22 protein-coding genes are annotated in these 23,203 nt (G+C 73.6%); 16 read left to right on the top strand and 6 right to left on the bottom strand.

What is annotated here, in order from left to right; translation table 11 throughout:
- From dacB to folE, 6 genes are all read left to right on the top strand, one after another.
- A partial coding sequence (gene dacB, locus ACWEQL_RS30390; RefSeq protein ID WP_452153553.1) for a D-alanyl-D-alanine carboxypeptidase/D-alanyl-D-alanine endopeptidase occupies positions 1 to 1,289 on the top strand: 1,289 nt, incomplete at its 5' end.
- 131 nt (positions 1,290 to 1,420) lie between these two features.
- A complete protein-coding gene (locus ACWEQL_RS30385; protein ID WP_452153552.1) occupies positions 1,421 to 2,599 on the top strand; it encodes a zinc-dependent metalloprotease in 1,179 nt (392 codons plus the stop codon).
- 305 nt (positions 2,600 to 2,904) lie between these two features.
- Complete coding sequence (tilS, locus tag ACWEQL_RS30380; protein WP_452153551.1) at positions 2,905 to 4,035, top strand: tRNA lysidine(34) synthetase TilS; 1,131 nt, start codon at positions 2,905 to 2,907, stop codon at positions 4,033 to 4,035.
- 71 nt (positions 4,036 to 4,106) lie between these two features.
- A complete protein-coding gene (gene hpt, locus ACWEQL_RS30375; protein WP_030059589.1) occupies positions 4,107 to 4,661 on the top strand; it encodes a hypoxanthine phosphoribosyltransferase in 555 nt (184 codons plus the stop codon).
- A 236-nt stretch (positions 4,662 to 4,897) separates the two neighbouring features.
- Positions 4,898 to 6,949, top strand: coding sequence for an ATP-dependent zinc metalloprotease FtsH (gene ftsH / locus ACWEQL_RS30370; RefSeq protein WP_452153550.1), 2,052 nt, complete (start codon positions 4,898 to 4,900; stop codon positions 6,947 to 6,949).
- Between the two features lie 109 nt (positions 6,950 to 7,058).
- Entirely contained in the window at positions 7,059 to 7,664 is a 606-nt protein-coding gene (folE, locus tag ACWEQL_RS30365; RefSeq protein WP_452153549.1) for a GTP cyclohydrolase I FolE, read from the top strand.
- 25 nt (positions 7,665 to 7,689) lie between these two features.
- Here the strand turns inward: folE and ACWEQL_RS30360 are convergent, their stop codons facing one another.
- Together ACWEQL_RS30360 and ACWEQL_RS30355 are read right to left on the bottom strand one after the other, a co-directional pair.
- Positions 7,690 to 8,469, bottom strand: a complete 780-nt coding sequence (locus tag ACWEQL_RS30360) for a ferritin-like domain-containing protein (RefSeq protein ID WP_452153548.1) — start codon at positions 8,467 to 8,469, stop codon at positions 7,690 to 7,692.
- Positions 8,470 to 8,678: 209 nt separating this feature from the next.
- A complete protein-coding gene (locus tag ACWEQL_RS30355) occupies positions 8,679 to 9,833 on the bottom strand; it encodes an alpha/beta hydrolase (protein WP_452153547.1) in 1,155 nt (384 codons plus the stop codon).
- Between the two features lie 374 nt (positions 9,834 to 10,207).
- On the opposite strand from ACWEQL_RS30355, the gene ACWEQL_RS30350 reads away from it, so the two are divergent.
- The 7 genes from ACWEQL_RS30350 to ACWEQL_RS30320 all read left to right on the top strand — a co-directional run bounded on the left by ACWEQL_RS30350 (position 10,208) and on the right by ACWEQL_RS30320 (position 16,843).
- Positions 10,208 to 12,046: a phosphatidylglycerol lysyltransferase domain-containing protein gene (locus ACWEQL_RS30350; protein WP_452153546.1), complete on the top strand. Its 1,839-nt coding sequence runs from the start codon at positions 10,208 to 10,210 to the stop codon at positions 12,044 to 12,046.
- A 152-nt stretch (positions 12,047 to 12,198) separates the two neighbouring features.
- On the top strand, positions 12,199 to 13,068 hold the full coding sequence (folP, locus tag ACWEQL_RS30345; RefSeq protein WP_452153545.1) for a dihydropteroate synthase: 870 nt from the start codon (positions 12,199 to 12,201) through the stop codon (positions 13,066 to 13,068).
- 13 nt (positions 13,069 to 13,081) lie between these two features.
- On the top strand, positions 13,082 to 13,582 hold the full coding sequence (locus ACWEQL_RS30340; RefSeq protein ID WP_452153544.1) for a nuclear transport factor 2 family protein: 501 nt from the start codon (positions 13,082 to 13,084) through the stop codon (positions 13,580 to 13,582).
- A 247-nt stretch (positions 13,583 to 13,829) separates the two neighbouring features.
- Entirely contained in the window at positions 13,830 to 14,189 is a 360-nt protein-coding gene (gene folB / locus ACWEQL_RS30335) for a dihydroneopterin aldolase (RefSeq protein ID WP_452153554.1), read from the top strand.
- Positions 14,190 to 14,247: 58 nt separating this feature from the next.
- Entirely contained in the window at positions 14,248 to 14,847 is a 600-nt protein-coding gene (gene folK, locus ACWEQL_RS30330; protein ID WP_452153543.1) for a 2-amino-4-hydroxy-6-hydroxymethyldihydropteridine diphosphokinase, read from the top strand.
- A 180-nt stretch (positions 14,848 to 15,027) separates the two neighbouring features.
- Positions 15,028 to 15,516, top strand: a complete 489-nt coding sequence (locus ACWEQL_RS30325) for a DUF3180 domain-containing protein (protein ID WP_452153542.1) — start codon at positions 15,028 to 15,030, stop codon at positions 15,514 to 15,516.
- 121 nt (positions 15,517 to 15,637) lie between these two features.
- A complete protein-coding gene (locus ACWEQL_RS30320; protein WP_452153541.1) occupies positions 15,638 to 16,843 on the top strand; it encodes a hypothetical protein in 1,206 nt (401 codons plus the stop codon).
- A gap of 205 nt (positions 16,844 to 17,048) precedes the next feature.
- On the opposite strand, the gene ACWEQL_RS30315 is transcribed toward ACWEQL_RS30320, so the two are convergent.
- Both ACWEQL_RS30315 and ACWEQL_RS30310 read right to left on the bottom strand, forming a co-directional pair.
- Entirely contained in the window at positions 17,049 to 17,624 is a 576-nt protein-coding gene (locus ACWEQL_RS30315; protein WP_452153540.1) for a TerD family protein, read from the bottom strand.
- 126 nt (positions 17,625 to 17,750) lie between these two features.
- Positions 17,751 to 18,248 carry a hypothetical protein gene (locus ACWEQL_RS30310; RefSeq protein WP_452153539.1) on the bottom strand — a complete coding sequence of 166 codons (498 nt, stop codon included), beginning with the start codon at positions 18,246 to 18,248 and terminating at the stop codon, positions 17,751 to 17,753.
- Between the two features lie 68 nt (positions 18,249 to 18,316).
- On the opposite strand from ACWEQL_RS30310, the gene arfB reads away from it, so the two are divergent.
- Positions 18,317 to 18,748 (top strand): alternative ribosome rescue aminoacyl-tRNA hydrolase ArfB, encoded by a 432-nt coding sequence (gene arfB, locus ACWEQL_RS30305; protein WP_452153538.1) that lies wholly within the window; start codon positions 18,317 to 18,319, stop codon positions 18,746 to 18,748.
- A 36-nt stretch (positions 18,749 to 18,784) separates the two neighbouring features.
- On the opposite strand, the gene ACWEQL_RS30300 is transcribed toward arfB, so the two are convergent.
- The gene (locus ACWEQL_RS30300) at positions 18,785 to 19,312 is read right to left on the bottom strand and encodes a flavin reductase family protein (RefSeq protein ID WP_452153537.1); all 528 of its coding nucleotides are present in this window, start codon (positions 19,310 to 19,312) and stop codon (positions 18,785 to 18,787) included.
- A gap of 368 nt (positions 19,313 to 19,680) precedes the next feature.
- Here ACWEQL_RS30300 and ACWEQL_RS30295 point away from each other — a divergent pair, with 368 nt between their 5' ends.
- Together ACWEQL_RS30295 and ACWEQL_RS30290 are read left to right on the top strand one after the other, a co-directional pair.
- A complete protein-coding gene (locus ACWEQL_RS30295) occupies positions 19,681 to 21,462 on the top strand; it encodes a diguanylate cyclase domain-containing protein (RefSeq protein WP_452153536.1) in 1,782 nt (593 codons plus the stop codon).
- A 163-nt stretch (positions 21,463 to 21,625) separates the two neighbouring features.
- Positions 21,626 to 22,576 (top strand): carbohydrate-binding protein, encoded by a 951-nt coding sequence (locus ACWEQL_RS30290; protein WP_452153535.1) that lies wholly within the window; start codon positions 21,626 to 21,628, stop codon positions 22,574 to 22,576.
- 63 nt (positions 22,577 to 22,639) lie between these two features.
- On the opposite strand, the gene ACWEQL_RS30285 is transcribed toward ACWEQL_RS30290, so the two are convergent.
- Positions 22,640 to 23,203 (bottom strand): amidohydrolase family protein (locus ACWEQL_RS30285; protein ID WP_452153534.1); only part of this gene is annotated, 564 nt, incomplete at its 5' end.

Below are 23,203 nucleotides of genomic sequence, written 5' to 3'. Positions count from 1 at the left end.
CCCGCCCGGCGCCCGCCGGCCCGGTGCTGGCCTCCCCGGACGCCGGCGCGGCGGACGGCGTGCCGACCTCCCAGGGCCTGCGCGAGGCCCTGGCCGCCGCTCTGGCGGACAAGAACCTCGGCACCGTCACCTTCGCCGTGATGGACGCGGTGGACGGCCGGCTGCTGTACGGCTCCGGCGAGAGCACCCCCGCCACGCCCGCCTCCACCACCAAGCTGGCCACCGCGGTCGCCGCGCTGTCGCTGATCCCGGCGGACACCCGGCTCGCCACCCGGGTCGTCAAGGGCGCGGGCCCGGGGGAGATCACCCTCGTGGGTGGCGGTGACCCGACCCTGACCGCGCTGCCCGCCGACCAGGTGCAGATCGGCGGGATGCCGGCCGACGCCGACACCGCGCCCGCCTCGCTGGAGCTGCTGGCCCGCCAGACCGCCGTCGCCCTCAAGGCCGCCGGCACCACCGGCGTCAAGCTCGACTACGACGTCTCCCTCTACTCGGGCAACCCGCAGCACAAGAACCACGACGCGGCCAACATCGCGCTGGTCACCCCGCTGATGGTGGACGAGGGCAGGTCCGACCCGAAGAGCCGGGAGGACGCCCCGGCCCGGGTCGCCGACCCGGCCGGTCACGCCGCCGAGGCCTTCGCCGCCCTGCTGAAGGCGCAGGGCATCACCGTCGAGGGCCGGCCGAAGGCGGCCGCCGCCCCGGCCGCGGCGAGCGCCCCGGTGCTGGGCCGGGTGGAGTCGCCGACCGTGGCCCGGCTGGTGGAGCGGCTGCTGACCACCTCCGACAACACCCTCTCCGAGGCGATCGCCCGCCAGGTCGCGCTGGCCGCCCACCAGCCCGCCAGCTTCGAGGGCGCGGCCACCGCCGTCACCCAGGAACTGACCCGGCTCGGGGTGCCGCTGGCCGGGGTGGTCCTCAACGACGGCAGCGGGCTGCACCCCGGCAACGCGATCCCGCCCACCACGCTCGTCCGGCTGCTCGCCCTGGCCGCCTCCGAGCAGCAGCCCAAGCTGCGCCCGGCGCTCACCGGCCTGCCGATCGCCGGGTTCACGGGCACCCTCGGCAAGCGCTTCGGCGCGGGGTCCGGCGCCTCCGAGGCGGCCGGCCTGGTCCGCGCCAAGACCGGCAGCCTGAGCGGCGTCAACACCCTGGCCGGCACCGTGGTCGACGCCGACGGCCGGCTGCTCGCCTTCGCCGTGATGACCCGCACCACCGCCCCGGCCGACTCCGCCCGCGCCGCGATGGACCGGATCGTCGCCAGGCTGGCGGCCTGCGGCTGCCACTGAGCACCCGCGGGAGGGTCCGGAGCCGCCCGGGGAGGCGCTCCGGGCACCTTCGGCGCCCCCCGTGCGTCCACCGTGCAGGACGTCTGCGCCTGTGGCTCCCCCCGGTGCACGGGAGCACGTACGGTGAGGGCATGACGAGCGCGAGCGGCGGTGCTGACATGGTCGACTGGAATCTCGCGGTCGCGACCGCGACCAGGCTGGTACGACCGGGGCCGGAGGTGAGCCGGGCCGAGGCGTCCGCGGTGGTCGCCCAGCTGCGCCGGCACGCGCTGGCGGCCGAGGAGCACGTCCGGGAGTTCACCGGCATGCGCTCGACCAGCCTGTCCGAGGCGGCCGCGACCCCGGTGCTGATCGTGGACCGGCCCGGCTGGGTGCGGGCCAACGTGGCGGGCTTCCGCACGGTCGTGCAGCCGCTGGTGGAGAAGCTGCAGGCCCGCCGGACGAACGGCGCCGCGGCCGGCGTGTTCGGCACGGTGGGGGAGAAGGCCACCGGGATCGAGGTCGGCGCGCTGCTGGCGTTCCTGGCCACCAAGGTGCTCGGCCAGTACGAGACCTTCGCGCCCGCGGAGCCCGCGGTCACCGCGCCGGACAGCCCGGCCGCGCTGTTCGACAAGCCGCGGCTGGGCCCGGACGCCCCCGGCCCCGGCCGGCTGCTGCTGGTGGCGCCGAACATCGTGCACGTCGAGCGGGAGCTGGACGTCGACCCGTCCGACTTCCGGCTCTGGGTCTGCCTGCACGAGGAGACCCACCGCACCCAGTTCACCGCGGTGCCGTGGCTGCGCGACCACATCCAGTCCGAGGTGCAGTCCTTCCTGGGCGAGACGGACGTCGACCCGGGCGCGCTGCTGGAGCGGCTGCGGGACGCGGCCGGCACGCTCGGCGGCGGACTGCCCGGCCTCGGCGGCCGGGGCGACGGCTCCTCCCCGGGGACGCTGCTGGAGGTGGTCCAGTCGCCCGCCCAGCGCGAGATCCTGGCCCGGCTGACGGCCGTGATGTCGCTGCTGGAGGGCCACGCGGACGTGGTGATGGACGGTGTGGGCCCGGCCGTGGTGCCGAGCGTGGCGGAGATCCGGGAGAAGTTCCAGCAGCGCCGGGACCGCGGTGCCAACCGGCTGGACCTGGTGCTGCGCCGGCTGCTGGGCATGGACGCCAAGCTGCGGCAGTACCAGGACGGCGCGGTGTTCGTGCGCGGGGTCGTCGAGCGGGTCGGCATGGAGGGCTTCAACCGGGTCTGGACCTCGCCCAACACCCTGCCGACCAAGGAGGAGATCCACGATCCCGCGGCCTGGGTGGCCCGGGTCGCGCGCTGATCATCCGCTGATCACCCGCCGCATCGCCCGGTGAGGTCGGCGGCCGGCCGTCAGAACGCCCACGGCCGGTCGCCGACGGTCAAACCCGTTCGCACGAGTGGTCCAATCGCGCAGATGGCGGGTGAAGAACCGTTTCGCCATTCACCCGTACGTGGGACGGTGGTCGTACCGGTGGCGCGGGTGGCGTAGCGGCCCGCCACTTTCTGCCACCATCTGTGAGCGCCCGGTAACAGGGGCGCTCGCCCGGCGCGGTCCCCGCCGCGCCCCGCCGTCCCCGTCCCCCCTCCGCCGAGGAGTCGTCCGCCGTGGGCCCTCACCCCGCCGTCGCCGCGATACGCCTGGCCGTCCGCCGCACCCTCGCCGACCTCGCCACCGAGGCCGGCAGTACCTTCACCGCCCCCGTCCGCGGGCCCCGCGAGCACGCCGACCGGGCCCCGCTGGCCGCCGTCGCCGCCGCCGGGACCACGCTGATCGGCAACGCCCACCGCCACCCCTCCGGGCTGCCCCGCACGCCGGCCGCGCCCGGCTCGCCGCTGGTCCTGGTCGCCGTCAGCGGCGGCGCCGACTCCATGGCGCTGGCCATCGCGACCGCCTTCGAGGCGCCCAAGCTGGGTCTGCGGGTCGGCGCCGTCACCGTCGACCACGGCCTGCAGGCGGGCTCCGGCGAGCGTGCCGCCCAGGTGGCCGAGCGGCTGCGCGAGCTGGGCCTGGACCCGGTCGAGGCGGTCGCCGTCCGGGTCGGCCGCGAGGGCGGCCCCGAGGCCGCCGCCCGGGACGCCCGGTACGCGGCGCTGGATTCGGCCGCCGAGCGGCACGGCGCGATCGCGGTGCTCCTCGGGCACACCCGGGACGACCAGGCCGAGACGGTGCTGCTGGGCCTGGCCCGCGGCTCCGGCGCCCGCTCGCTGGCCGGGATGCCGGCCCAGAAGGGCCGCTACCGCCGTCCGCTGCTGGAGCTGGACCGCTCCGCCACCCGGCAGGCCTGCACCGCGCAGGCGATCCCGGTCTGGGACGACCCGCACAACTGTGACCCCGCCTACACCCGCTCCCGGGTGCGCCACGAGGTGCTGCCCGTGCTGGAGAAGCACCTGGGCGGCGGAGTGGTCGAGGCGCTCGCCCGCACCGCCCGGCTGTTCCGCGACGACGCCGACGCGCTCGACCAGTGGGCCGCCCTGGCGGAGCGCGACCTCCGTACGGGCGAAGGCGCCCTGGACGCCGTGAAACTGGCCGAACTGCCCCCCGCGGTGCGCCGCCGGGTGCTGCGCCGGGCCGCCCTGCGGGCGGGCTGCCCGGCCGGGGACCTGTTCGCGCGGCACCTCGAAACGATCGACCTGCTGGTCACCGGGTGGCGCGGTCAGGGGCCGCTGCACCTACCCGGGGGGATCGAAGCCACCCGCAGGTGTGGCACGCTGGTCTTTCGGCGACAGGGTGACTGACGGGCAGCCATGCCCCGGGGGAGCCGGCCGCCGGCCACACAGACCCCGACACGTTTGAGGACGTATCCCCGGTGGACCAGAACGACATGGGCGCTGACCTCGCGAAGGTGCTCATCAGCAAGGACGAGATCGACGCCAAGCTCCTGGAGCTGGCCGAGCGCATCGACCGGGACTACGCAGGCAAGGACCTGCTGATCGTCGGCGTCCTCAAGGGTGCCGTGATGGTCATGGCCGACCTCGCCCGGGCCCTGCACTCGCAGGTCACCATGGACTGGATGGCCGTCTCCTCGTACGGCATGGGCACCAAGTCCTCGGGCGTGGTGCGCATCCTCAAGGACCTCGACACCGACATCGCCGGCCGGGACGTCCTGATCGTCGAGGACATCATCGACTCCGGCCTCACCCTGTCGTGGCTGCTCGGCAACCTGGGCTCGCGCGGCCCGGCCTCCCTGGAGGTCTGCACCCTGCTGCGCAAGCCCGACGCGGCCAAGGTCGAGATCGACGTGAAGTACGTCGGCTTCGACATCCCGAACGAGTTCGTGGTCGGCTACGGCCTGGACTACGCCGAGAAGCTGCGCAACCTCCCGTTCATCGGCACCCTCGCGCCGCACGTGTACGGCGGCTGAGAGCCCCACCCGGCCCCGTTCGGGCGATGGGCGGGAACAGTTGGTCGTTCCCGCCCGTTGGATCGGGGGACAAGAACATAGGTCGTGTCGCTGTGCTCCCGCCAAGATGCGGCCGCACTGCGGTACGGTCCAATAAAACCGCTCTTCACATGAGCACATCCCGGATGCGCCGGCGGCCCAGAGCCCCTCGGCGCCGTTGAGTGGCAGGAGGGACGGGGCGGCAACGCCCCGCATGGATGGACGTCAAGCGATACTTCCGTGCGCCGATCATGTGGATCGTGCTGGCCGTCCTCGCCGTCATCGTGCTGATGCAGGTCGTTTCGGACTCGAACGGCTACAAGACGGTGGACACCGGTCAGGTCGTCGCAGCGATCGACGCGAAGCAGGTCAAGTCCGCGCAGATCACCACCGGTGACTCCAACACCGTCAAGATCCAGCTCAAGGACGGCGCGACGCTGCCCAACGCGGGCACCGGCAAGCCGCCGTCCGGCAGCAAGTTCCAGGCCTCGTACATCGGGGACCAGGGCGTCGCGATCGCCGAGAAGCTGCAGAGCCAGGTCAACGACAACGACCAGAGCACGCTCGCCGAGGGCTACACGGTCAGTCCCGAGAAGCAGAGCACCTTCGTCAGCCTGCTGCTGTCGATGCTGCCGATCGTGATCATTGTGCTGGTCTTCCTCTTCCTGATGAACCAGATGCAGGGCGGCGGCTCGCGCGTCATGCAGTTCGGCAAGTCGAAGGCCAAGCTGCTCACCAAGGACACCCCGAAGACCACCTTCTCCGACGTCGCGGGCGCGGACGAGGCGGTCGAGGAGCTCCACGAGATCAAGGAGTTCCTGCAGGAGCCGGCCAAGTTCCAGGCGGTCGGCGCCAAGATCCCCAAGGGCGTGCTGCTGTACGGCCCGCCCGGCACCGGCAAGACCCTGCTGGCGCGCGCCGTCGCCGGCGAGGCCGGTGTGCCCTTCTACTCCATCTCCGGCTCGGACTTCGTCGAGATGTTCGTCGGTGTCGGCGCCTCCCGGGTGCGCGACCTCTTCGAGCAGGCCAAGGCGAACGCCCCGGCGATCGTCTTCGTCGACGAGATCGACGCCGTCGGCCGGCACCGCGGCGCGGGCCTCGGCGGCGGCCACGACGAGCGCGAGCAGACCCTCAACCAGCTGCTGGTTGAGATGGACGGCTTCGACGTCAAGGGCGGCGTCATCCTGATCGCCGCCACCAACCGCCCCGACATCCTGGACCCGGCGCTGCTGCGCCCGGGCCGCTTCGACCGGCAGATCGCCGTCGAGCGCCCCGACCTCCAGGGCCGTCTGGACATCCTCAAGGTGCACCAGAAGGGCAAGCCGATCGCGCCCGACGTCGACCTGTCGGCCGTCGCCAAGCGCACCCCCGGCTTCACCGGCGCGGACCTGTCGAACGTCCTCAACGAGGCCGCTCTGCTGACCGCGCGCTCGGACAAGAAGCTGATCGACAACTTCATCCTGGACGAGGCGATCGACCGCGTCGTGGCGGGTCCGCAGAAGCGCACGCGGATCATGTCCGACAAGGAAAAGAAGATCACCGCGTACCACGAGGGCGGTCACGCCCTGGTCGCGGCGGCCTGCCAGTACAGCGACCCGGTGCACAAGATCACGATCCTGTCCCGCGGCCGGGCCCTCGGCTACACCATGGTGCTGCCGGACGAGGACAAGTACTCCACCACCCGCAACGAGATGCTCGACCAGCTGGCGTACATGCTGGGCGGCCGCGCGGCGGAGGAGCTGGTCTTCCACGACCCGACCACCGGCGCCTCGAACGACATCGAGAAGGCCACCGCCACCGCGCGGGCCATGGTCACCCAGTACGGCATGACCGAGCGCCTCGGTGCGATCAAGTTCGGCTCGGACAACTCGGAGCCCTTCCTGGGCCGCGAGATGGGCCACCAGCGCGACTACTCGGAAGAGGTCGCCGGGCTGGTCGACGAAGAGGTCAAGAAGCTCATCGAGTCCGCGCACAACGAGGCCTGGGAGATCCTGGTCGAGAACCGCGACGTGCTCGACAACCTGGTCCTGGAGCTCCTGGAGAAGGAGACCCTCAACAAGGAGCAGATCGCCGAGATCTTCGCCCCGGTCGTCAAGCGCCCGGCCCGGCCGGCCTGGACGGGCTCGTCCCGCCGGACGCCGTCCACCCGGCCGCCGGTGCAGTCCCCGAAGGAGCTGGCGCTGACCAACGGCGCTGCCGCCGTCGAGGCCGCCCCGGTCGACACGGTGAAGTTCCCGCCGCTGCCGACCGAGCCGCCCACCGAGGGCTGACCGGCCGGACCCCGTACGGAATGGATGCCGCGCTTCCAGGGTTTGTACCCTGGAGGCGCGGCATCCGTGCTGTTCAGCCCGAGTACGTCCACTAGTTAGCGAGGCCCGCATGATCGACCCGGTGACGTTCGACGGTCCCCCTGCCGTCGGCACCTTCGACCAGAAGCGGGCCGAGAACGCCATCCGCGAGCTGCTGCTCGCCGTGGGCGAGGACCCGGACCGCGAGGGCCTGCTGGAGACCCCGGCCCGGGTCGCCCGCGCCTACAAGGAGATATTCGCGGGGCTCTGGCAGCAGCCCGAGGACGTCCTGACCACCACCTTCGACCTCGGCCACGACGAGATGGTGCTGGTCAAGGACATCGAGCTGACCTCCGTCTGCGAGCACCACCTGGTGCCGTTCCGCGGGGTCGCCCACGTCGGGTACATCCCGTCCACCAGCGGCAAGATCACCGGCCTGTCCAAGCTGGCCCGGCTGGTCGACGTCTACGCCCGGCGCCCGCAGGTCCAGGAGCGGCTGACCAGCCAGGTCGCGGACGCGCTGATGCGGATACTCGAACCGCGCGGCGCGATCGTCGTGGTCGAGTGCGAGCACATGTGCATGTCGATGCGCGGCATCCGCAAGCCCGGCGCCAAGACCATCACCTCCTGCGTGCGCGGCCAGCTGCGCGACCCCGCCACCCGGGCCGAGGCGATGAGCCTCATCATCGGGCGCTGACCGGGTCCGGACGTCGGCGCGGGCCTCAGTGCCCGGCGTGCGGCGGGGCCGGGGTGCCCATGGCGTCGCGGCGCTCGGGCATCCGCAGCCGCACCATCCGGCGCCAGCCGTACGCCCGGTCGTAGAGGTAGAGCACGTGCACGCCGAGGGTGACCACGACGAGCTGCCAGCGCGGCCACCGCAGGATCCGCCCGAGCCGTGAGGTGACGGCCAGCCCCACGTCCCGGTGGGTGCGGATCTCGCCGCGCGCGCAGGTCTCCAGCGCGTGCCGGATGTACGGCCCGTGGCCCAGGGCGGTCAGCCGCAGCAGCTCCTCGTGGCAGTACGCGAGGTGGTTGTCCTCGTCCGCCGAGATCATCCGCATCGCCCGGGAGAGGTCCGGGTTGTCGGCGTACGCCTTCACCAGCTGGCGCATCTGCTCGGCGGCGCGCTGCTCGGTGACCCGGCTGTGCGCGAGGTAGGTGATGATCTCGCGCTCGGCCAGCGGGATGTCGGTCCTCAGCCGCTCGTGCGAGAGGCCCACGCCCTGGCGCTCCAGCAGCATGCAGTAGTCGGTGTCGTCGGGGACGTCCACCTTGTCGAGCCCGCGCTTGTGCAGCAGCTGGGTGAAGATCCGGCCGTGCTTGCGTTCGTCCGCGCCGTGCCGGGCGATCTTGGGGGCGAGCACCGGGTCCCGGGTGAGGGCGGTGATCCGCTCGTTCTCCCAGCCGCCCTGGTCCTCGCCGCCCGCGGCGATGCTGCAGAACAGCTGGTACGCCTCGTCGTTCCGGTAGATCTCGTCGAACAGCGATCGGGTGCTGAGCATGATGGCCTCCTGCACGGATCCGGGCGCGGCCGGCCGTTCGGCCGGGCGATCGCGATACGTTCCCGGCCCGGCGTGGACGCCGCGCCGAACCGGCCGGTAATCACCCGGCTGCGCGATCACCGCGCCCGGCGGGGCCGTCGGGGCCTCGGGCCGTGCCCGGCGGGGCCTCGGCCGGGCCCTCAGCCCCCGGCGGGGCCTCGGCCGGGCCCTCAGCCGAGGCGGGCGCCGAGCCACTCCAGGGTCGCCGGGAGCTCCCGCACCCAGCTGTCGAAGTTGTGGCCGCCGTCGTCCAGGTAGAGCGACTCGACCTTGAACTGCGGGTTGGCCGCCGCGACCTGCTGGGCCAGCTCGACGAAGCGGACGGTGTCCTGGTAGTCGGCCTCCTTGCGGGTGGAGACGGCGAGCAGCGAGACGGCCGGCGCCGGGAGGTTCTGCAGCCGCCAGCCCAGGTCGTGCTGGTTCAGCTGGTTCTGGTCCCCGCCGAGCAGGGCGCCGTTCGTCCACTGGTCCTCGACCAGCCGGAAGTCCGCGTGCAGCCCGCTCGCGGTGCCGTACACCTCGGGGTGGCGCATCGCCAGCCGCATCGCGCAGCTGCCGCCGGTGGAGTAGCCGAAGGTGGCCCAGGACGCGGCCGAGCGGCCGACCCGGTAGGCGGAGCGCAGCGCCTCGGGCACGTCCTTCACGAACCAGGTCTCGGTGCGCGGGCCGTTGGTGACGTCCACGCACTCGGTGTTGAGGGGCGGGGTCAGGGTGGGGCGGGCCATCACCACGACGGTCGGCGGCATCCGGCCGGCCTGCTGGAGCTCGGCGGCGGTCTGGGCGACCGGCAGCTCCTTCAGCAGGTGCACGGTGTTGCCGGGGTAGCCGGCGATGGCCAGCACCACCGGGAAGCGGACCAGGGCGAACTTGGGGTCGAAGTACTGCGGCGGAAGGTACACGAACATCTGGTCGGAGAGTCCGCTCTCCCTGCCCTTCACCCGGATCGACTCGACCCGGCCGACCTCCTCGGGTGCCCCCTTGGGCAGGTCCGTGACGGTCTCCAGGCCGCCCTCCTCGGTCGGCCGGACCAGCGCGTCGGACGGGGCCGCGGCGTCCTTGGACCGGTCGGTGGCGGTCAGCGCGAGCTTGGCGCCGCCGGGGTCGAGCAGGTCGTCCCAGGAGGTGTAGAAGCCGAAGGAGTTGTTCACCGACAGCGCCAGCACGGCCAGGACCGAGATCTGGGTGACCGTCAGCAACCCGATCCGGGCCAGCACCGGCAGCGGTCGCTGCCGGGCCAGCCGGGGCCAGATCCACAGAGTGGTGACGAGGGCCGCCGCGCCGAGCGCGAGCAGCGAGTTCACCAGCGCGTCGCTGGTCAGTTCCATGCCGTCGGCCTTCCGGTGGGACGCTGTCGGGGCGGGGCGCGCGGTCTGCCGGCACGTCGGTCGCGTGCCGTCGCGGTCGGGCGGTCCGGCCGCCGGAGCGGGCCGGGGGGACGGCTGCGACGGCCGCAACCGACGCCCTAGAATGCGGCGTCCACCGTACGTATCGTGTGCGCGAGCTGACCGCCGCGCCACGCGGCACCGGGGGCCCGCTCCCACCCTCGGCTCAATCGCAGCGCGCGATCGGCACCGGTTCTCGACCCGCACCGGTTTCTTGGTGTGCGCATTGCCTGATGAAGGAAAAGGCATGAAGGTCCATCACAACTCCTCCTCAGGAGTGACCGGACGGCGCTCCGCAGCATCTACCCTGAGCTTCCATGAGCGTTCCCGTGTCCGTTGAGCCGAGCACCGAGCAGCCGCCGCGCCGCCGGGGGCTGCAGACGCTTCGTACCCAGGCGGCCGCCGTACCCCGGGCCTGGCTGCCCGGGGCGGTCGGCTACGCCTGCCTGCTGATCGGGCTGGTGGACATCGCCTGCGCGGTGTTCCCCCGCCTGCGGCACACCAGGATGCACACCGTCGCCGGGCAGCTGCCCGGTGGCACCACCAGCCTCGCCGCGGCCGGCACGCTGATGGTCGGCATGCTGCTGGTCCTGCTCGCCCACGCGCTGCGCCGCCGCAAGCGGCGCGCCTGGCGGGCGGTCTGCGTGCTGCTGCCGCTCGGCGCCGCGCTGCACCTGCTGCGCTGGCACCAGATCGGCCCGGCCGTGGTCTCGCTGGTGCTGTTCGTGGTGATGCTGGTGCACCGCCGCGAGTTCTACGCCAAGGCCGACCCGCGCACCCGCTGGCGGGCCGTGGTCAACCTGGTCGTGCTGGGCACCGTCAGCGTGCTGCTCGGCCTGCTGGTGGTCAGCGCCCGGGCCAAGTACGAGATCGGCCACCCCGGCCTGTTCGGGCGTCTGGAGCACGTCGGGTACGGGCTGTTCGGGTTCGAAGGGCCGGTGGACTACGACTCCGAGCGGGTCTCCGACCTGGTCGCGTACCTGCTCGGCGGGCTCGGCCTGATCACCGCGCTCACCACCGCCTACCTGGCGCTGCGCCCCGAGAAGCCCGAGCCGGAGCTGACCGCCGAGGACGAGGAGCGGGTCCGCGAGCTGCTGGACCGGCACGGCGAGCGCGACTCGCTGGGCTACTTCGCGCTGCGGCGTGACAAGAGCGTGCTGTTCTCGCCCACCGGCAAGGCCGCGATCTCCTACCGGGTGGTCTCCGGCGTCATGCTCGCCTCCGGCGACCCGGTCGGCGACTACGAGGCGTGGCCCGGCGCGATCAAGGTGTTCATGGCCGAGGCGCGCGAGCACGCCTGGGTGCCGGCCGTGATGGGCTGCAGCGAGCTGGGCGGCGAGATCTGGACCCGCGAGGCGGGCCTGGACGCCCTGGAGCTCGGCGACGAGGCGATCGTCGACGCCACCACCTTCTCGCTCTCCGGGCGGGCCATGCGCAACGTCCGCCAGATGGTCAAGCGGATCGAGCGCAACGGCTACTCCTGCAAGGTGCGCCGGGTCTCCGAGCTGTCCCTGGAGGAGAAGCACCGGATCGCCGACGCGGCGGCCCGCTGGCGCGGCACCGACACCGAGCGCGGCTTCTCGATGGCGCTGGGCCGTTTCGGCGACCCGGGCGACGACGCCTGCGTGGTGGTCACCGCCCACAAGGAGCCCGCGGAGGGCGAGGACGGCGACGACCTGAAGGCCGTGCTGCACTTCGTCCCGTGGGGGCCGGACGGCATCTCGCTGGAGCTGATGCGCCGTGACCGCGCCGCCGACCCGGGCCTGAACGAGCTGCTGATCGTCGCCGCGCTGCAGGCCGTGCCCGCGCTGGGCGTGCGCAGGGTGTCGCTGAACTTCGCGATGTTCCGCTCGGCGCTGGCCCGCGGCGAGCGGATCGGAGCCGGCCCGGTGCTGCGGGCCTGGCGCGGGCTGCTGGTGTTCTCCTCGCGGTGGTTCCAGATCGAGTCGCTGTACAAGTTCAACGCCAAGTTCCAGCCGGAGTGGGAGCCGCGCTTCCTGGTCTTCCCGAACAACCGCGACCTGCCCCGGATCGGCTTCGCCGCGATGCAGGCCGAGGCCTTCATCACCCTCGGCATGCCCCGCTTCGGCCGCCGGCGCCAGCGCGAGGGCCTGATGCCGGCGCGGACCCGCCCGGAGGTCACCGAGGCCGCGTGAGCCGCCGCGGGCCGGTGCGCCGGCCCGTACGCCCCGGGTCCGCCCACCGGATCCGGGCCCGGGACCCCCGGTGGAGCCCTCCGCCGGGGGTCCGGCGTACCGGGGGAGCCCTCCGCCGGGGGTCCGGCGCTCCGGCGCCAGATAATGAGGGTATGAACGCTCCCGCTCACCCCCTGCCCCCCGGGCTGCCGCGGCTGGACCGCTGCGCCGTGATGGGCGTGGTCAACGTCACCCCCGACTCCTTCTCGGACGGGGGGCTGTGGCACGACCCGGCCCGGGCGATCGCGCACGGGCTGGCGCTGCGGGCCCGCGGGGCGGACCTGGTGGACGTCGGCGGCGAGTCCACCCGGCCGGGGGCCCTGCGGGTCACCGAGGCCGAGGAGCTGGAGCGCGTCCTGCCGGTGGTCCGCGAGCTGGCCGACGCCGGGGTCGTGGTCTCCATCGACACCATGCGCGCCGCCGTGGCCGAACAGGCCGTCGCGGCCGGGGCCGCGCTGGTCAACGACGTCTCCGGAGGCCTCGCCGACCCGGCGATGGCCCGGGTGGTCGCCGAGACCGGGGTGCCCTTCGTGGTGATGCACTGGCGGGGCCAGTCCGCCGACATGGAGCGGCTCGCGGTGTACGACGACGTGGTGACCGACGTGGTCGGCGAGCTCACCGCGCGGATGGACGCCCTGCTGGCGGCCGGCGTCAAGGAGGAGCAGCTGATCCTCGACCCGGGCCTGGGCTTCGCCAAGACCGCCGAGCACAACTGGGCCCTGCTCGGCCGGCTCGACGCGCTGACCGCGCTCGGCCGTCCCGTGCTGGTCGCCGCATCGCGCAAGCGCTTCCTGGGTACGCTGCTGGCCGACCCGGAAACCGGGGAGCCGCGCCCGGCCCGGGAGCGCGACGACGCGACCGCCGCGGTGTCGGTGCTGTCGGCCGGGGCCGGCGCCTGGGCGGTCCGGGTGCACGACGTGTCCGGTACGGCGGACGCCGTCAGGGTGGTCGCGGCCTGGCAGCACGCGGCCCGGTTGGGGTGAGACGGGAGGGTCTGTGGCGAACGACGGCAGGTTGAGTGGCGGGGCCGCTGGTCAGCGGTCCGACGAGGCGGACCGCGAGGCCGTGCTGGCGGCCAACCGGGCGCTGTACGAGGCCCTGGAGAACGGCGACCTGGAGGCGGTCGAGGACGCCTGGCTGGGCGCCGCCGACGCCGACGACAAGGGCGGGGTGGTCTGCGTCCACCCCGGCTGGCCGGTGCTGCGCGGCCGGGCCCAGGTGACCCGCTCCTACATGTTGATCATGATGAACACGGAGTACATCCAGTTCTTCCTGACCGATGTCGAGGCCGAGGTCCAGGGCGATGTGGCGCTTGTCACGTGCACCGAGAACATCCTCTCCGGGGGGGAGGCGGAGGAGGAGGGCGAGCTCGGACCGCTGGTCGGCGGGAAGGTCGTGTCGACCAATCTGTTCCGCCGCACCCCGGCGGGCTGGAAGCTCTGGTCGCACCACGGTTCACCCGTGCTGACCAGCGGGGACGACGAGGACGAGGACTGAGCGGTCGGCCGGTCCGGAATACCTCCCGGAGATTCGCCCGGGAATTCCCCGGAGGTCACCGAACGTTCACGTCAATCGCCATTCCGGCGTGCGTGACGGCGATTCCCGCCGGGTAGGACGGTCAGGCGTTGTCGGCGCTCACGGGTAGATTCGAAAAGGAGCGGCGGGCGCACCGCCCGTCCCCGCCCTGCCCGGATCCGCCGAATCCGGGGCCGGGCCCGTCCGACTGGGAGCAGTGATTCGTTTGCTGGACCGCGTCACCCTGCGGGGCCTGCGTGCCCGGGGCCACCACGGCGTCTTCGAGCGCGAGCGCGCCGAGGGCCAGACCTTCGTGGTCGACCTCGTGCTGTACCTGGACACCCGTCCGGCCGCCTCCGGGGACGACCTCACCCGCACGGCGCACTACGGGATCGTGGCCGAGGAGGTCACCGCGATCATCGCCGGCGATCCGGTCGACCTGATCGAGACCCTCGCCCAGCGCATCGCCGACCAGTGCCTCAAGCACGAGGCCGTGGAGGAGGTCGAGGTGACCGTGCACAAGCCGGACGCCCCGATCACCGTGCCGTTCGACGACGTGACCGTGACCATCCACCGGGGCCGCGCGTGACGTGCCGCCCGCCCCGTGCCAGCCGTAGAGCCTCCCTTCCAGCCGTAGAGGACGCCCGATGAGTACCAGCGACCCGACCGCCTCGCCGACCACGTTCGACCTGGAGCGCCGGGTGGACTCGGCCGACTCGACGCTGCACGGCCGGCGCTGCGCCGTGATCGCCCTCGGCAGCAACCTGGGCAACCGGCTGGAGACCCTCCAGGGGGCCGTGGACGCCCTCGCGGACACCCCCGGGCTGCGGGTCGAGGTGGTCTCCGCGGTGTACGAGACGGAGGCCGTGGGCGGCCCCGAGGACCAGCCCTCCTACTACAACGCGGTCGTCGTGCTGAGCACCACGCTGCCCCCGTACGACCTGCTGGACCGCGGCAACGCGATCGAGGACGCCTTCGGCCGGGTCCGCACCGTCCACTGGGGCCCGCGCACCCTGGACGTCGACGTCCTGGCCTACGAGGGCGTCGTCAGTGACGACCCGCGGCTGCTGCTGCCGCACCCGCGCTCGCACGAGCGGGCCTTCGTGCTCGCCCCCTGGCTGGACGCCCAGCCCGACGCCGAGGTGCCCGGCCACGGCCAGGTCGCCCGGCTGCTGAAGGAGCTCGGCGGCGAGGAGGCCCAGGGCGTCCACCGGCGCGAGGACATCCGGCTGCGCCTGCCGGAGTGAGCGGGCGCCGCCGATCCGTACGGCCGGGAACTCGGACGGGTGCCCCGGCCGTACGAGTAGGTGTCCGCCGTCCGCGCAGGTGAACGCACGGCCCGGCCCGGTACGGTGGCCTGGCGCATCCGTCCCACCGGCCGGGGGCGGCCGCCCGTCACCGGAAACCTCGGGAAGGACCTCGTCCGAGTGAAGCTGCTTCGCCTCCGTCTGCTGATCGGCATCACCGTCGTCACGACGGCCCTGTCCTGGGCCGCCGCCAAGCTGTGGGCCTCGCTGGACACGCTGCCCGCGGTGCCCGCGGCGGCGCCGGTGGTGCTGGCCGCGGTGGCGGTGATCCTGCTGGCCACGGCGATCTCGCTGCGTTCCCGGCTGAAGGCGGCCCGCGAGCGCCAGCCCGGCGCCAAGCGGGTCGACCCGCTGGGAGCCGCCCGGGCCGTGGTGCTGGGGCAGGCGAGTGCGCTGGTCTCCGCGGTGGTCACCGGCATCTACGCGGGCTTCGGGATCTACCTGCTCGGCGAGCTGGACGTCCCGGCCCGCCAGGACCAGGCCGTCACGGCCGGTCTCGCGGTGCTGGCCGGCGCCGGGGTGATCGCGGCGGCGCTCTGGCTCCAGCACGTGTGCAAGCTGCCGGAGAACCACGACGATCCGGCCGGTCCGGCGGCCTCCCACCACTGACCCGGGCCCCCGCGCGACCGGGGACGACGCCGTGGGCGCGTGCGGCACACGCGGTGCGGTGTCAAGGGCGGAACGGGACCCTGGGCTGACACGGCCCCAATTCGCACGCTAGTTTCTTGGCATGTCTCGCGGACGCCACCGTCATTCCACCTTCCTCGGTCGGGTCTCCCCACCCACTGCCGCCGGCGTGCTGATCGTCGCCGCGCTGGCCTCGCTGCTGTTCAGTCAGGACACCATCCTGGTCCGCTCGGTGGGGGTCGCCGCGGTCCTCGCCGCGCTGGGCGTCGCGGTCCTGCTGCGCCAGCGCGACCGGGCCGCCCGGGCCGCCGCCGAGGTGTCCGTCGCCCAGCGGATGCGGGCCGAGGAGCGCTTCGAGGAGCAGCTGGCCGAGGCCGAGTACGCGGCGGAGGTCGCGGAGGAGCGGGCCACCCGGTTCGGGCGCCGGCTGACCGCGGAGAAGTCGCGGCTGGCCAAGGCCGAGACCGAGATCGCCCGGCTGCTGCGCGAGCGCGCGGTGATGGTCGCCGAGCAGGCCCTCAAGGATGCCGAGGCCACCCAGCGGGCGCTGGCCGCGAGCCGTCCCAAGTACCCCGCCAGCCCGGCCGCGTTCATCCGGGCCGCGGCCGTGCTGCGGCACCTGGAGCGGCGCGCGGCCGCGGTGGGGGCGCAGCGGGAGGCCGAGCGCGAGCGTGCGGCCCGGCGTGAGCTCGCGGCGAGCGCCGAGGTGGCGCTGCGGGCCCGTACGACGCCGGCGGTGGCGACGGCCCCCGCCCCGGTGGTCGTGGCCCCGGCGGCCGTGGCCACGAGGCCCGCCGTGCCCGCGGGGTCCGCCGTGCCCGCGCCTTCGGTGCCCTCCGTGCCGGCGCCCGCGCCGGCCGTCGCCGAGGCGCCCAAGCGGCCCGAGGTCGGGGCTCCGCCGGTGCGGCCGGTGCTGACCGCCACCGTGGAGCAGCTGGGCGGGGTGCCCGCCGCGCCGGAGCGGCCGGCCGAGCGGCAGCGGCCGCGCCCGGCGCAGGCGCGCGGGGGTTTCAGCTTCTTCGGCCGCAGCTCCGGCGCGGTCGCCCGTCCGGTCGCCCCCGTGGCCCCGGTACCCGCGGTGGGCAGCATCGCGGAGCTGGGCGAGCGGGCCGATCTGGCGGACGTGGTGGGGGACGAGGCGGTCGCCGCGAGCACCCGCTACACCGCGTCGGCCGAGGTCCCGGCACAGGCCGGGCCGGCGGTGGAGGCGGCCGGGGCGCCGGAGGTCGTCGAGGTGGTCGACCTGACCCCGGACGACGAGACGGAGCTGCTCCAGCTGCCCGAGCTGCGGGCCTCGCGCTCGCACTGAGCCCTCCGTACCCGAGGCGCTGACCGGGCCGGGCCCGGCAGGCGGACAGGACGACGCCCCGGTGGCGGGACCGGCCCGACCGGCCCCGCCACCGGGGCGTCGCGCGCGTGCGGGCGCTCCACCGGACGGGCCGGGGGCGGGAACGCCGGAGCGCCCGGCCCCGCGTCGTGCGGGGGCCGGGCGCTCCGGTGCGTGCGGGGTGGCGTCAGATCTGGACGCCGAAGTCCTGGGCGATGCCGGCGAGGCCGGAGGCGTAGCCCTGGCCGACCGCGCGGAACTTCCACTCGGCACCGTTGCGGTAGAGCTCGCCGAAGATCATGGCGGTCTCGGTGGCGGCGTCCTCGGAGAGGTCGTAGCGGGCGAGCTCGGCACCGCCGGACGCGTTGATCACGCGGATGTAGGCGTTGCGGACCTGGCCGAAGTTCTGCGAGCGGGCGACCGCGTCGTAGATGGAGACCGGGAAGGTGATGCGGGCGGCCTCGGCGGGCAGCGAGGCGAGGTTGACGTTGATGGCCTCGTCGTCGCCGGCGCCCTCGCCGGTGCGGTTGTCACCGGTGTGGACCACGGTGTTGTCCGGGGTGCTGGTGTTGTTGAAGAACACGAAGTGGCCGTTGGACAGGACCTTGCCGTCCGCGTTCAGCACGATCGCGCTGGCGTCGAGGTCGAACTCGGCGCCGGTCGTGGTCCGCACGTCCCAGCCGAGGCCGACGGTGACCGCGGTCAGGCCGGGGGCCTCCTTGGTCAGCGAGACGTTGCCACCCTTGGAGAGGCTCACTGGCATGGTGATTGCTGTCCCTTCGTTGCTTTTGCCCGGGATAACGCGAGAGGTCGTGGACTTGGTTCCACGCTCCGCGGCTCATTCTTTTGGTCCGGGCGCGGTTTGAGCAATGATCCGGCCGGGGCCCGGTCAGATTCTTCGGAAACGGCCCTGCAGTGACCAGATGTTCGGATTGTCGGCCAGATCCGGGTGCATGTCGAAGAGGTCGGCCAGGGTGTCCTGGAGGAAATCGCGGGCCTCGCGCCGCAGCTCGCTGTGACGGACCACCAGCGGCGCCTCGTCCGGCCGCCAGGTGGCGCCGACCTCGACCCAGTTGAACCGGCGGGCGAAGCGCAGCAGCTCGGTGTTCTGGGTGAAGTCCAGGTCGGCCCGCTGGACCCGGGCGGCGCGGCTGCCGTCGGGGTCGCGGTCCAGCTCCTCGACGATGTCGCACAGCGCCCAGGCGAAGTCGAGCACCGGGACCCAGCCCCAGGTCGTGGAGATGTCCTCGCCGTCGGCGTCGAGGTAGACGTCGCCGCAGAACAGGTCGTACCGCAGCGCGTGCACCGAGGCGGTGCGGTAGTCGGTCTGCGGGGGGTCGGGGAAGCGGTTGGACAGGGAGTAGCCGAGCTCGATCACGTACGCCATTGTCGGGGTCGGCGGCGGCCGCGGATAACCGGGTGACCCGGCGGGCCCCGGCGCGCGAGAATGGGCGCATGCCCGAGCCCATCCGCGTACGGGGGTCGGTGGTCGTCCCCGACGCCGAGCTCGTCTGGCGCTTCTCGCGTTCCTCCGGCCCCGGTGGCCAGCACGTCAACACCTCCGACACCCAGGTCGAGCTGCGCTACGACCTGGCCGCCTCCGGCGCGCTGCCCGAGGTGTGGAAGCAGCGCGCCCTGGAGCGGCTGGCGGGCCGGCTGGTGGACGGCCGGGTGCTGGTGGTCAGGGCCTCCGAGCACCGCTCGCAGTGGCGCAACCGCGAGGTCGCGGCGGCCCGGTTGTCCTCGCTGCTGGGGGAGGCGACGGCCGCGCCGCCCAAGGCCCGCAAGGCGACCCGGCCCACCCGGGGGATGATCGAGCGGCGGCTGGAGAACAAGCGGCACCGCTCCACGCTCAAGCAGGGGCGGCGGGCCCGCTACGGCGAGTGACGCCGGTCCGGCGGAGCCCGGCGCGGCCCGGCGTGATCAGCCCAGTCGGCGGTAGGCGCCGCGGAAGTACAGCAGCGGACGGCCGGACGGATCCGGCACCCGGGCCTCCAGGACCCGGCCGAGCACCAGGGTGTGGTCGCCGGCGGGTATCCGCTGTTCGGTGCGGCACTCGACGGTGGCCAGCGCCCCCTCGATCAGCGGCGCGTCGCTGAACGGGCCGCGGTGGTGCGGGGTGTCCGCGAACAGCAGCCGGTCGCTGAGCCGCCCCTTCATGGCGAACCGCGAGCCGAGCGCCTTCTGCCCCTCGGCGAGCACCGAGACCGCCCAGGTCCCGGCGCGGGAGAGCACCTCGTCCGTCCGGGAGTCCTCGCGCACCGAGATCAGCACCAGCGGCGGCTCCAGCGACACCGAGAGGAAGGACGTGGCGGTCATGCCGACGTCCTCGCCGTCGTCCGGGTCGCGGACGGTCACCAGGCTCACCCCGGCGGCGAGCTGGCCGAGGGCCGCCCGGAACTCGTCGGGCGTGGCGAGGGGGGCAGCCTCCGGCTGCGGGGACGAGTACACGTACCGCACGGTAGTCGTCGGCGGGGCGTGACGGCATCGGCCCGTGGTCGTAGGACCCGCGATGCGGGAGGTTACGGCCTGTGGCGTCGCTCACCCCCAGGGGTGAAGCGCAGGTCCTCCCGGCCGCGGTCCGGCTTCAGCCCGGGGCCATTGCGGCCGACCACGAGAAATGTGCCGATGAAGTCTTATGTCCCGTTATGGGGCGAATGAGCTGATGAAGGGCGCATTAGTGTCGTGTGATTTAAGTCACAAGTGGCTGCCTATTGCTGACCGAGCGTGCCGATCGCTGTGCTCCCTGTGATTCAGTTCTTCTGGCAATCGGACGATAACCAATCAAGAACTATCCGAAGCAGCCGGGGAGCCCCCGCATGGAAGCCGAGTCGGAGCCGTACGTCCGTCTGGCGACCCTCCGCACCTTGCACCGGGTCGTGGCGGACCTCAACGCTGCCCGCAGCCTGGCGGGCACGCTGCAGGCCGTGGTCGAGGGCGCGGTGCACGGGCTCGGCTTCGACGCCGCCGCGGTCAGCCTGGTCCGGCCGGACGGCGACCTGGTGGTGGCGGCCGTCTGGGAGCTGGAGGAGAGCGCCATGGGCGGCCCCTCCGTGCTGCTCGGTCAGGTCGGCTCCCGCGAGTCCTGGGACCGGCTGCTCGGCGTCAGCGACCACTGGGGCACCCTGCGCTTCCTCCCCTACGACCGGGGCTGGGCGGTCGCCAGCGACATCCCGCGCTGGATCGGCGACGGCCCGATGCCCGTCTACGCCAACGACTGGCACCCCGCCGACGGTCTGCTCGCCCCGATGTACAGCGCCGGCGGCGACCTGCTCGGCGTGCTCTCCGTCGACCGCCCGCGCAGCGGCAAGCGCCCCGGCGCCTGGACCCGCGAGGCGCTGGAGATGTTCTCCCTCCAGGCCTCCATCGCGATCGGCAACGCCCGGCTGCGCGCCGAGATGCAGCGCGCGCTGGCCCGGCTGGAGAAGGAGCAGCAGGCGCTGCGGGCCAGCGAGGAGAGCTTCCGCCAGGCCTTCGAGTACGCGCCCAGCGGGATGGCGATCACCGAACTGCACGGCGCCGCCAGCGGTCAGCTGACCCGGGTGAACGACGCCCTGTGCCGGCTGCTCGGCCGGCCCCGCGCGGTGCTGCGCCAGCAGCGCTTCGTCGACCTGGTCCACCCCGAGGACCGCGAACTGCTGGAACGCACCAGCGCCGACAGCGGCCGGGCCGAGCTGCGGCTGCTCCGGCGCGACGGCAGCTACCAGTGGGTCTGCCTGCGCAACTCGATCGTCGCCGACGCCGCCGAGGGCCCGAGCTTCCTGCTGACCCACGTCGAGGACATCGAGGACCGCAAGCGCCACGAGCTCCAGCTCGCCCACCGGGCCAGCCACGACGCGCTCACCGGCCTGCCCAACAGCGCCGAGCTCAAGGCCCGGCTGGGACGGCGGCTGTGCAACGAGCCGCAGGCCCCGGTCGGCGCCCCCGCCTACGCGTCCGCCGGGTACGGCGCCCCGTACGGCGGTGATCCGTACGCGGCGCACGCGGCCCACGACGTGCTGGACGGGCTGGAGCCGTACGGCGGGCCGGTGCACGGCTACGGCTCGCCGGACGCGCCGGCGCACGCGGTCGGCCCGGGCGGCTACGGCGAGCACGTCCACGCGGTGGTGCCGGCCGACCACACCCCGGGCGGCGAGGTCTGGCCGGGCGCCTTCCGCTCCGGCGGCGCCCCGGTGGAGAAGGGCCTCGCCGTGCTCTTCTGCGACCTCGACGGCTTCAAGCTGATCAACGACCGGCACGGGCACAACGCCGGCGACGCCGTCCTGGTGGAGGTCGCGCGCCGGCTCCAGCAGGCCGTCCGGGACGGCGACACGGTGGCCCGGCTCGGCGGGGACGAGTTCGTGGTGCTGGCCGACGGCATCGGCCGGGAGGAGGCCAAGGACCTCTCGCACCGGCTGCGCAACGCGATCATCCCGCCGATGCGGATCGACGGCCGGGCGATGCGGGTCGGGGTCAGCCTGGGCATCGGCTGGGCGGGCTGCGGGATGAGCATCGAGGAGGTCCTGCACACGGCCGACGAGCGGATGTACGACGAGAAGCGGGCCCGGGGCGGCGCGGTACGGGGCGCGCGCGGCGAGCGCTCGCACCGGCGGGCGGGCTGACGCGCGGGCCCGCGGACGGCCCGTCCGGGCGGAAGCTACTCGCGGGTTGTCAAGGGGTCTTTCCGAGCCGGTGGTGGCGACAGGTAGGGTTCCCGGGAACGAGTCATCATTCGCGTCGGCGGCACGGAAGCCGGGCGGCGCACCGCGACGGGGAGTGACCACCGTGACGACCGGCAGCAACGGAGTGCCCGAGAGCCCGGAGGGCGGTGCACCGCAGGACGACGATCCCTTCGGCTACCTCTACCGCCCGGCCGACGGCGCGCCCGCGCAGTCGGGCGACCCGCAGCAGGGCGTGCCGCGCACGTCGTACAGCCGGCCGATGGAGGTCGGGCGCGCCCAGTACGGGCAGCAGCCGCGGGTCCAGCAGCCGTACCCGCCGTACGGCCAGCAGCCGCAGCAGCAGCCCTACCCGGCGCAGCAGCCCGGGTACCCGGGCGAGGCGCCCACCACGCAGACCCGCTACGCCGAGCGTTCCCGGCCGCGGCCGGGTGACGAGCGGCCGGGCGGCGGCCGCAGCAAGGGCGCGGTGATCGGCGCGGTGGCGGTGATCGCGGCGGTCGCGATCGGCGCGGGCATCGCGCTGTCCACCGGCGGCGGGGACGACGACAAGAAGGCCAAGGGCGGCGCCTCCACGACGGCCGCGGTCACCCCGAGCTCCTCGGGCGCCAGCCCGTCCGCCGGCTCCTCGGCCAGCTCGACGGCGACCGCCTCGGCGCAGGGCGTCACCGACGCCTCCCAGCTGCAGGGCCAGAACGCCCCCTCGGGCAACAGCGTCAAGGGCGCCAAGTCGGCGGACGGCAGCTACCTGACGCTCCAGCCGGGCGGCTCGGTGACCTGGACCGGCGAGGTGCCGGCGGCCGGGACGTACAAGTTCTCGCTGCACTTCAGCAACCCGGGCGGCAGCCTCAGGGCGAGCGTCGCGGTCAACGGCAAGGACCGGGAGGGCGGCATCGAGTTCAAGAACTACGCGCCGGGCAACGACGCCGCGAACTCCTGGTACAACACGTACATACTGCCGCAGCTCCAGTCGGGCTCGAACACCGTGACCATCGCCGTCCCGGCGGGTGGCGGCGGTTCGGTGCTGGTCGACCAGATCACGGTGACCCCCAACTGATCCCGTGCGCGACGGCCGCCCGCCCCCTCGGGGGACGGGCGGCCGTCGGCGTTCGCGGGGCGCTCAGGCCGGCTTGACCACGTCGAAGCGGTCGGCGCCGGTGATCCACTCGCCGTGGCGCATCACGGCGACCAGGTCGTGGGTGGCGGAGTCGAGGACCACCAGGTCGGCGAGTTTGCCGGTCTCCAGGGAGCCGATCCGGTCGGCCAGGCCGAGCAGCCGGGCGGGGACGGCGGAGAGCGATTCGACGGCCTGGTTGAGGGTCAGGCCGTTGACGGTCACCGAGCGCTTGAACGCCACGTCCAGGGTGAGCGTGGAGCCCGCGATCGCGCCGCCCTCGACCAGCCGGGCCACGCCGTCCTCGACCTCGACCTGGAGGGGGCCGAGGGGGTAGAGGCCGTCGCCCATGCCGGCGGCGCCCATGGCGTCGGTGATCAGGGCGACGCGGGAGGCGCCGGCGGCGGCGTAGGCGAGGTCGAGGACGGAGGGGTGCAGGTGCACGCCGTCGTTGATGAGCTCGACGGTGACGCGCTCGTCCTCCAGCAGGGCCACGATGGGGCCGGGGGCGCGGTGGGCGATGCCGGGCATGGCGTTGAAGAGGTGGGTGGCGACGGTGGCGCCGGCGTC

Source organism: Kitasatospora sp. NPDC004240 (assembly GCF_053603215.1).
The sequence above is the reverse complement of the archived record's forward strand: the minus strand, read 5'-3'. Positions and strand labels throughout refer to the sequence as shown.

What these genes read in the sequence shown, in the direction of transcription:
- ACWEQL_RS30385 (WP_452153552.1), top strand. Translation starts at nt 1,421, where the DNA reads ATGACGAGCGCGAGCGGCGGTGCTGACATGGTCGACTGGAATCTCGCG.
- ftsH (WP_452153550.1), top strand. Translation starts at nt 4,898, where the DNA reads ATGGACGTCAAGCGATACTTCCGTGCGCCGATCATGTGGATCGTGCTG.
- folE (WP_452153549.1), top strand. Translation starts at nt 7,059, where the DNA reads ATGATCGACCCGGTGACGTTCGACGGTCCCCCTGCCGTCGGCACCTTC.
- ACWEQL_RS30360 (WP_452153548.1), bottom strand. Translation starts at nt 8,469, where the DNA reads ATGCTCAGCACCCGATCGCTGTTCGACGAGATCTACCGGAACGACGAG.
- ACWEQL_RS30355 (WP_452153547.1), bottom strand. Translation starts at nt 9,833, where the DNA reads ATGGAACTGACCAGCGACGCGCTGGTGAACTCGCTGCTCGCGCTCGGC.
- ACWEQL_RS30350 (WP_452153546.1), top strand. Translation starts at nt 10,208, where the DNA reads ATGAGCGTTCCCGTGTCCGTTGAGCCGAGCACCGAGCAGCCGCCGCGC.
- folP (WP_452153545.1), top strand. Translation starts at nt 12,199, where the DNA reads ATGAACGCTCCCGCTCACCCCCTGCCCCCCGGGCTGCCGCGGCTGGAC.
- folK (WP_452153543.1), top strand. Translation starts at nt 14,248, where the DNA reads ATGAGTACCAGCGACCCGACCGCCTCGCCGACCACGTTCGACCTGGAG.
- ACWEQL_RS30320 (WP_452153541.1), top strand. Translation starts at nt 15,638, where the DNA reads ATGTCTCGCGGACGCCACCGTCATTCCACCTTCCTCGGTCGGGTCTCC.
- ACWEQL_RS30315 (WP_452153540.1), bottom strand. Translation starts at nt 17,624, where the DNA reads ATGCCAGTGAGCCTCTCCAAGGGTGGCAACGTCTCGCTGACCAAGGAG.
- ACWEQL_RS30310 (WP_452153539.1), bottom strand. Translation starts at nt 18,248, where the DNA reads ATGGCGTACGTGATCGAGCTCGGCTACTCCCTGTCCAACCGCTTCCCC.
- arfB (WP_452153538.1), top strand. Translation starts at nt 18,317, where the DNA reads ATGCCCGAGCCCATCCGCGTACGGGGGTCGGTGGTCGTCCCCGACGCC.
- ACWEQL_RS30295 (WP_452153536.1), top strand. Translation starts at nt 19,681, where the DNA reads ATGGAAGCCGAGTCGGAGCCGTACGTCCGTCTGGCGACCCTCCGCACC.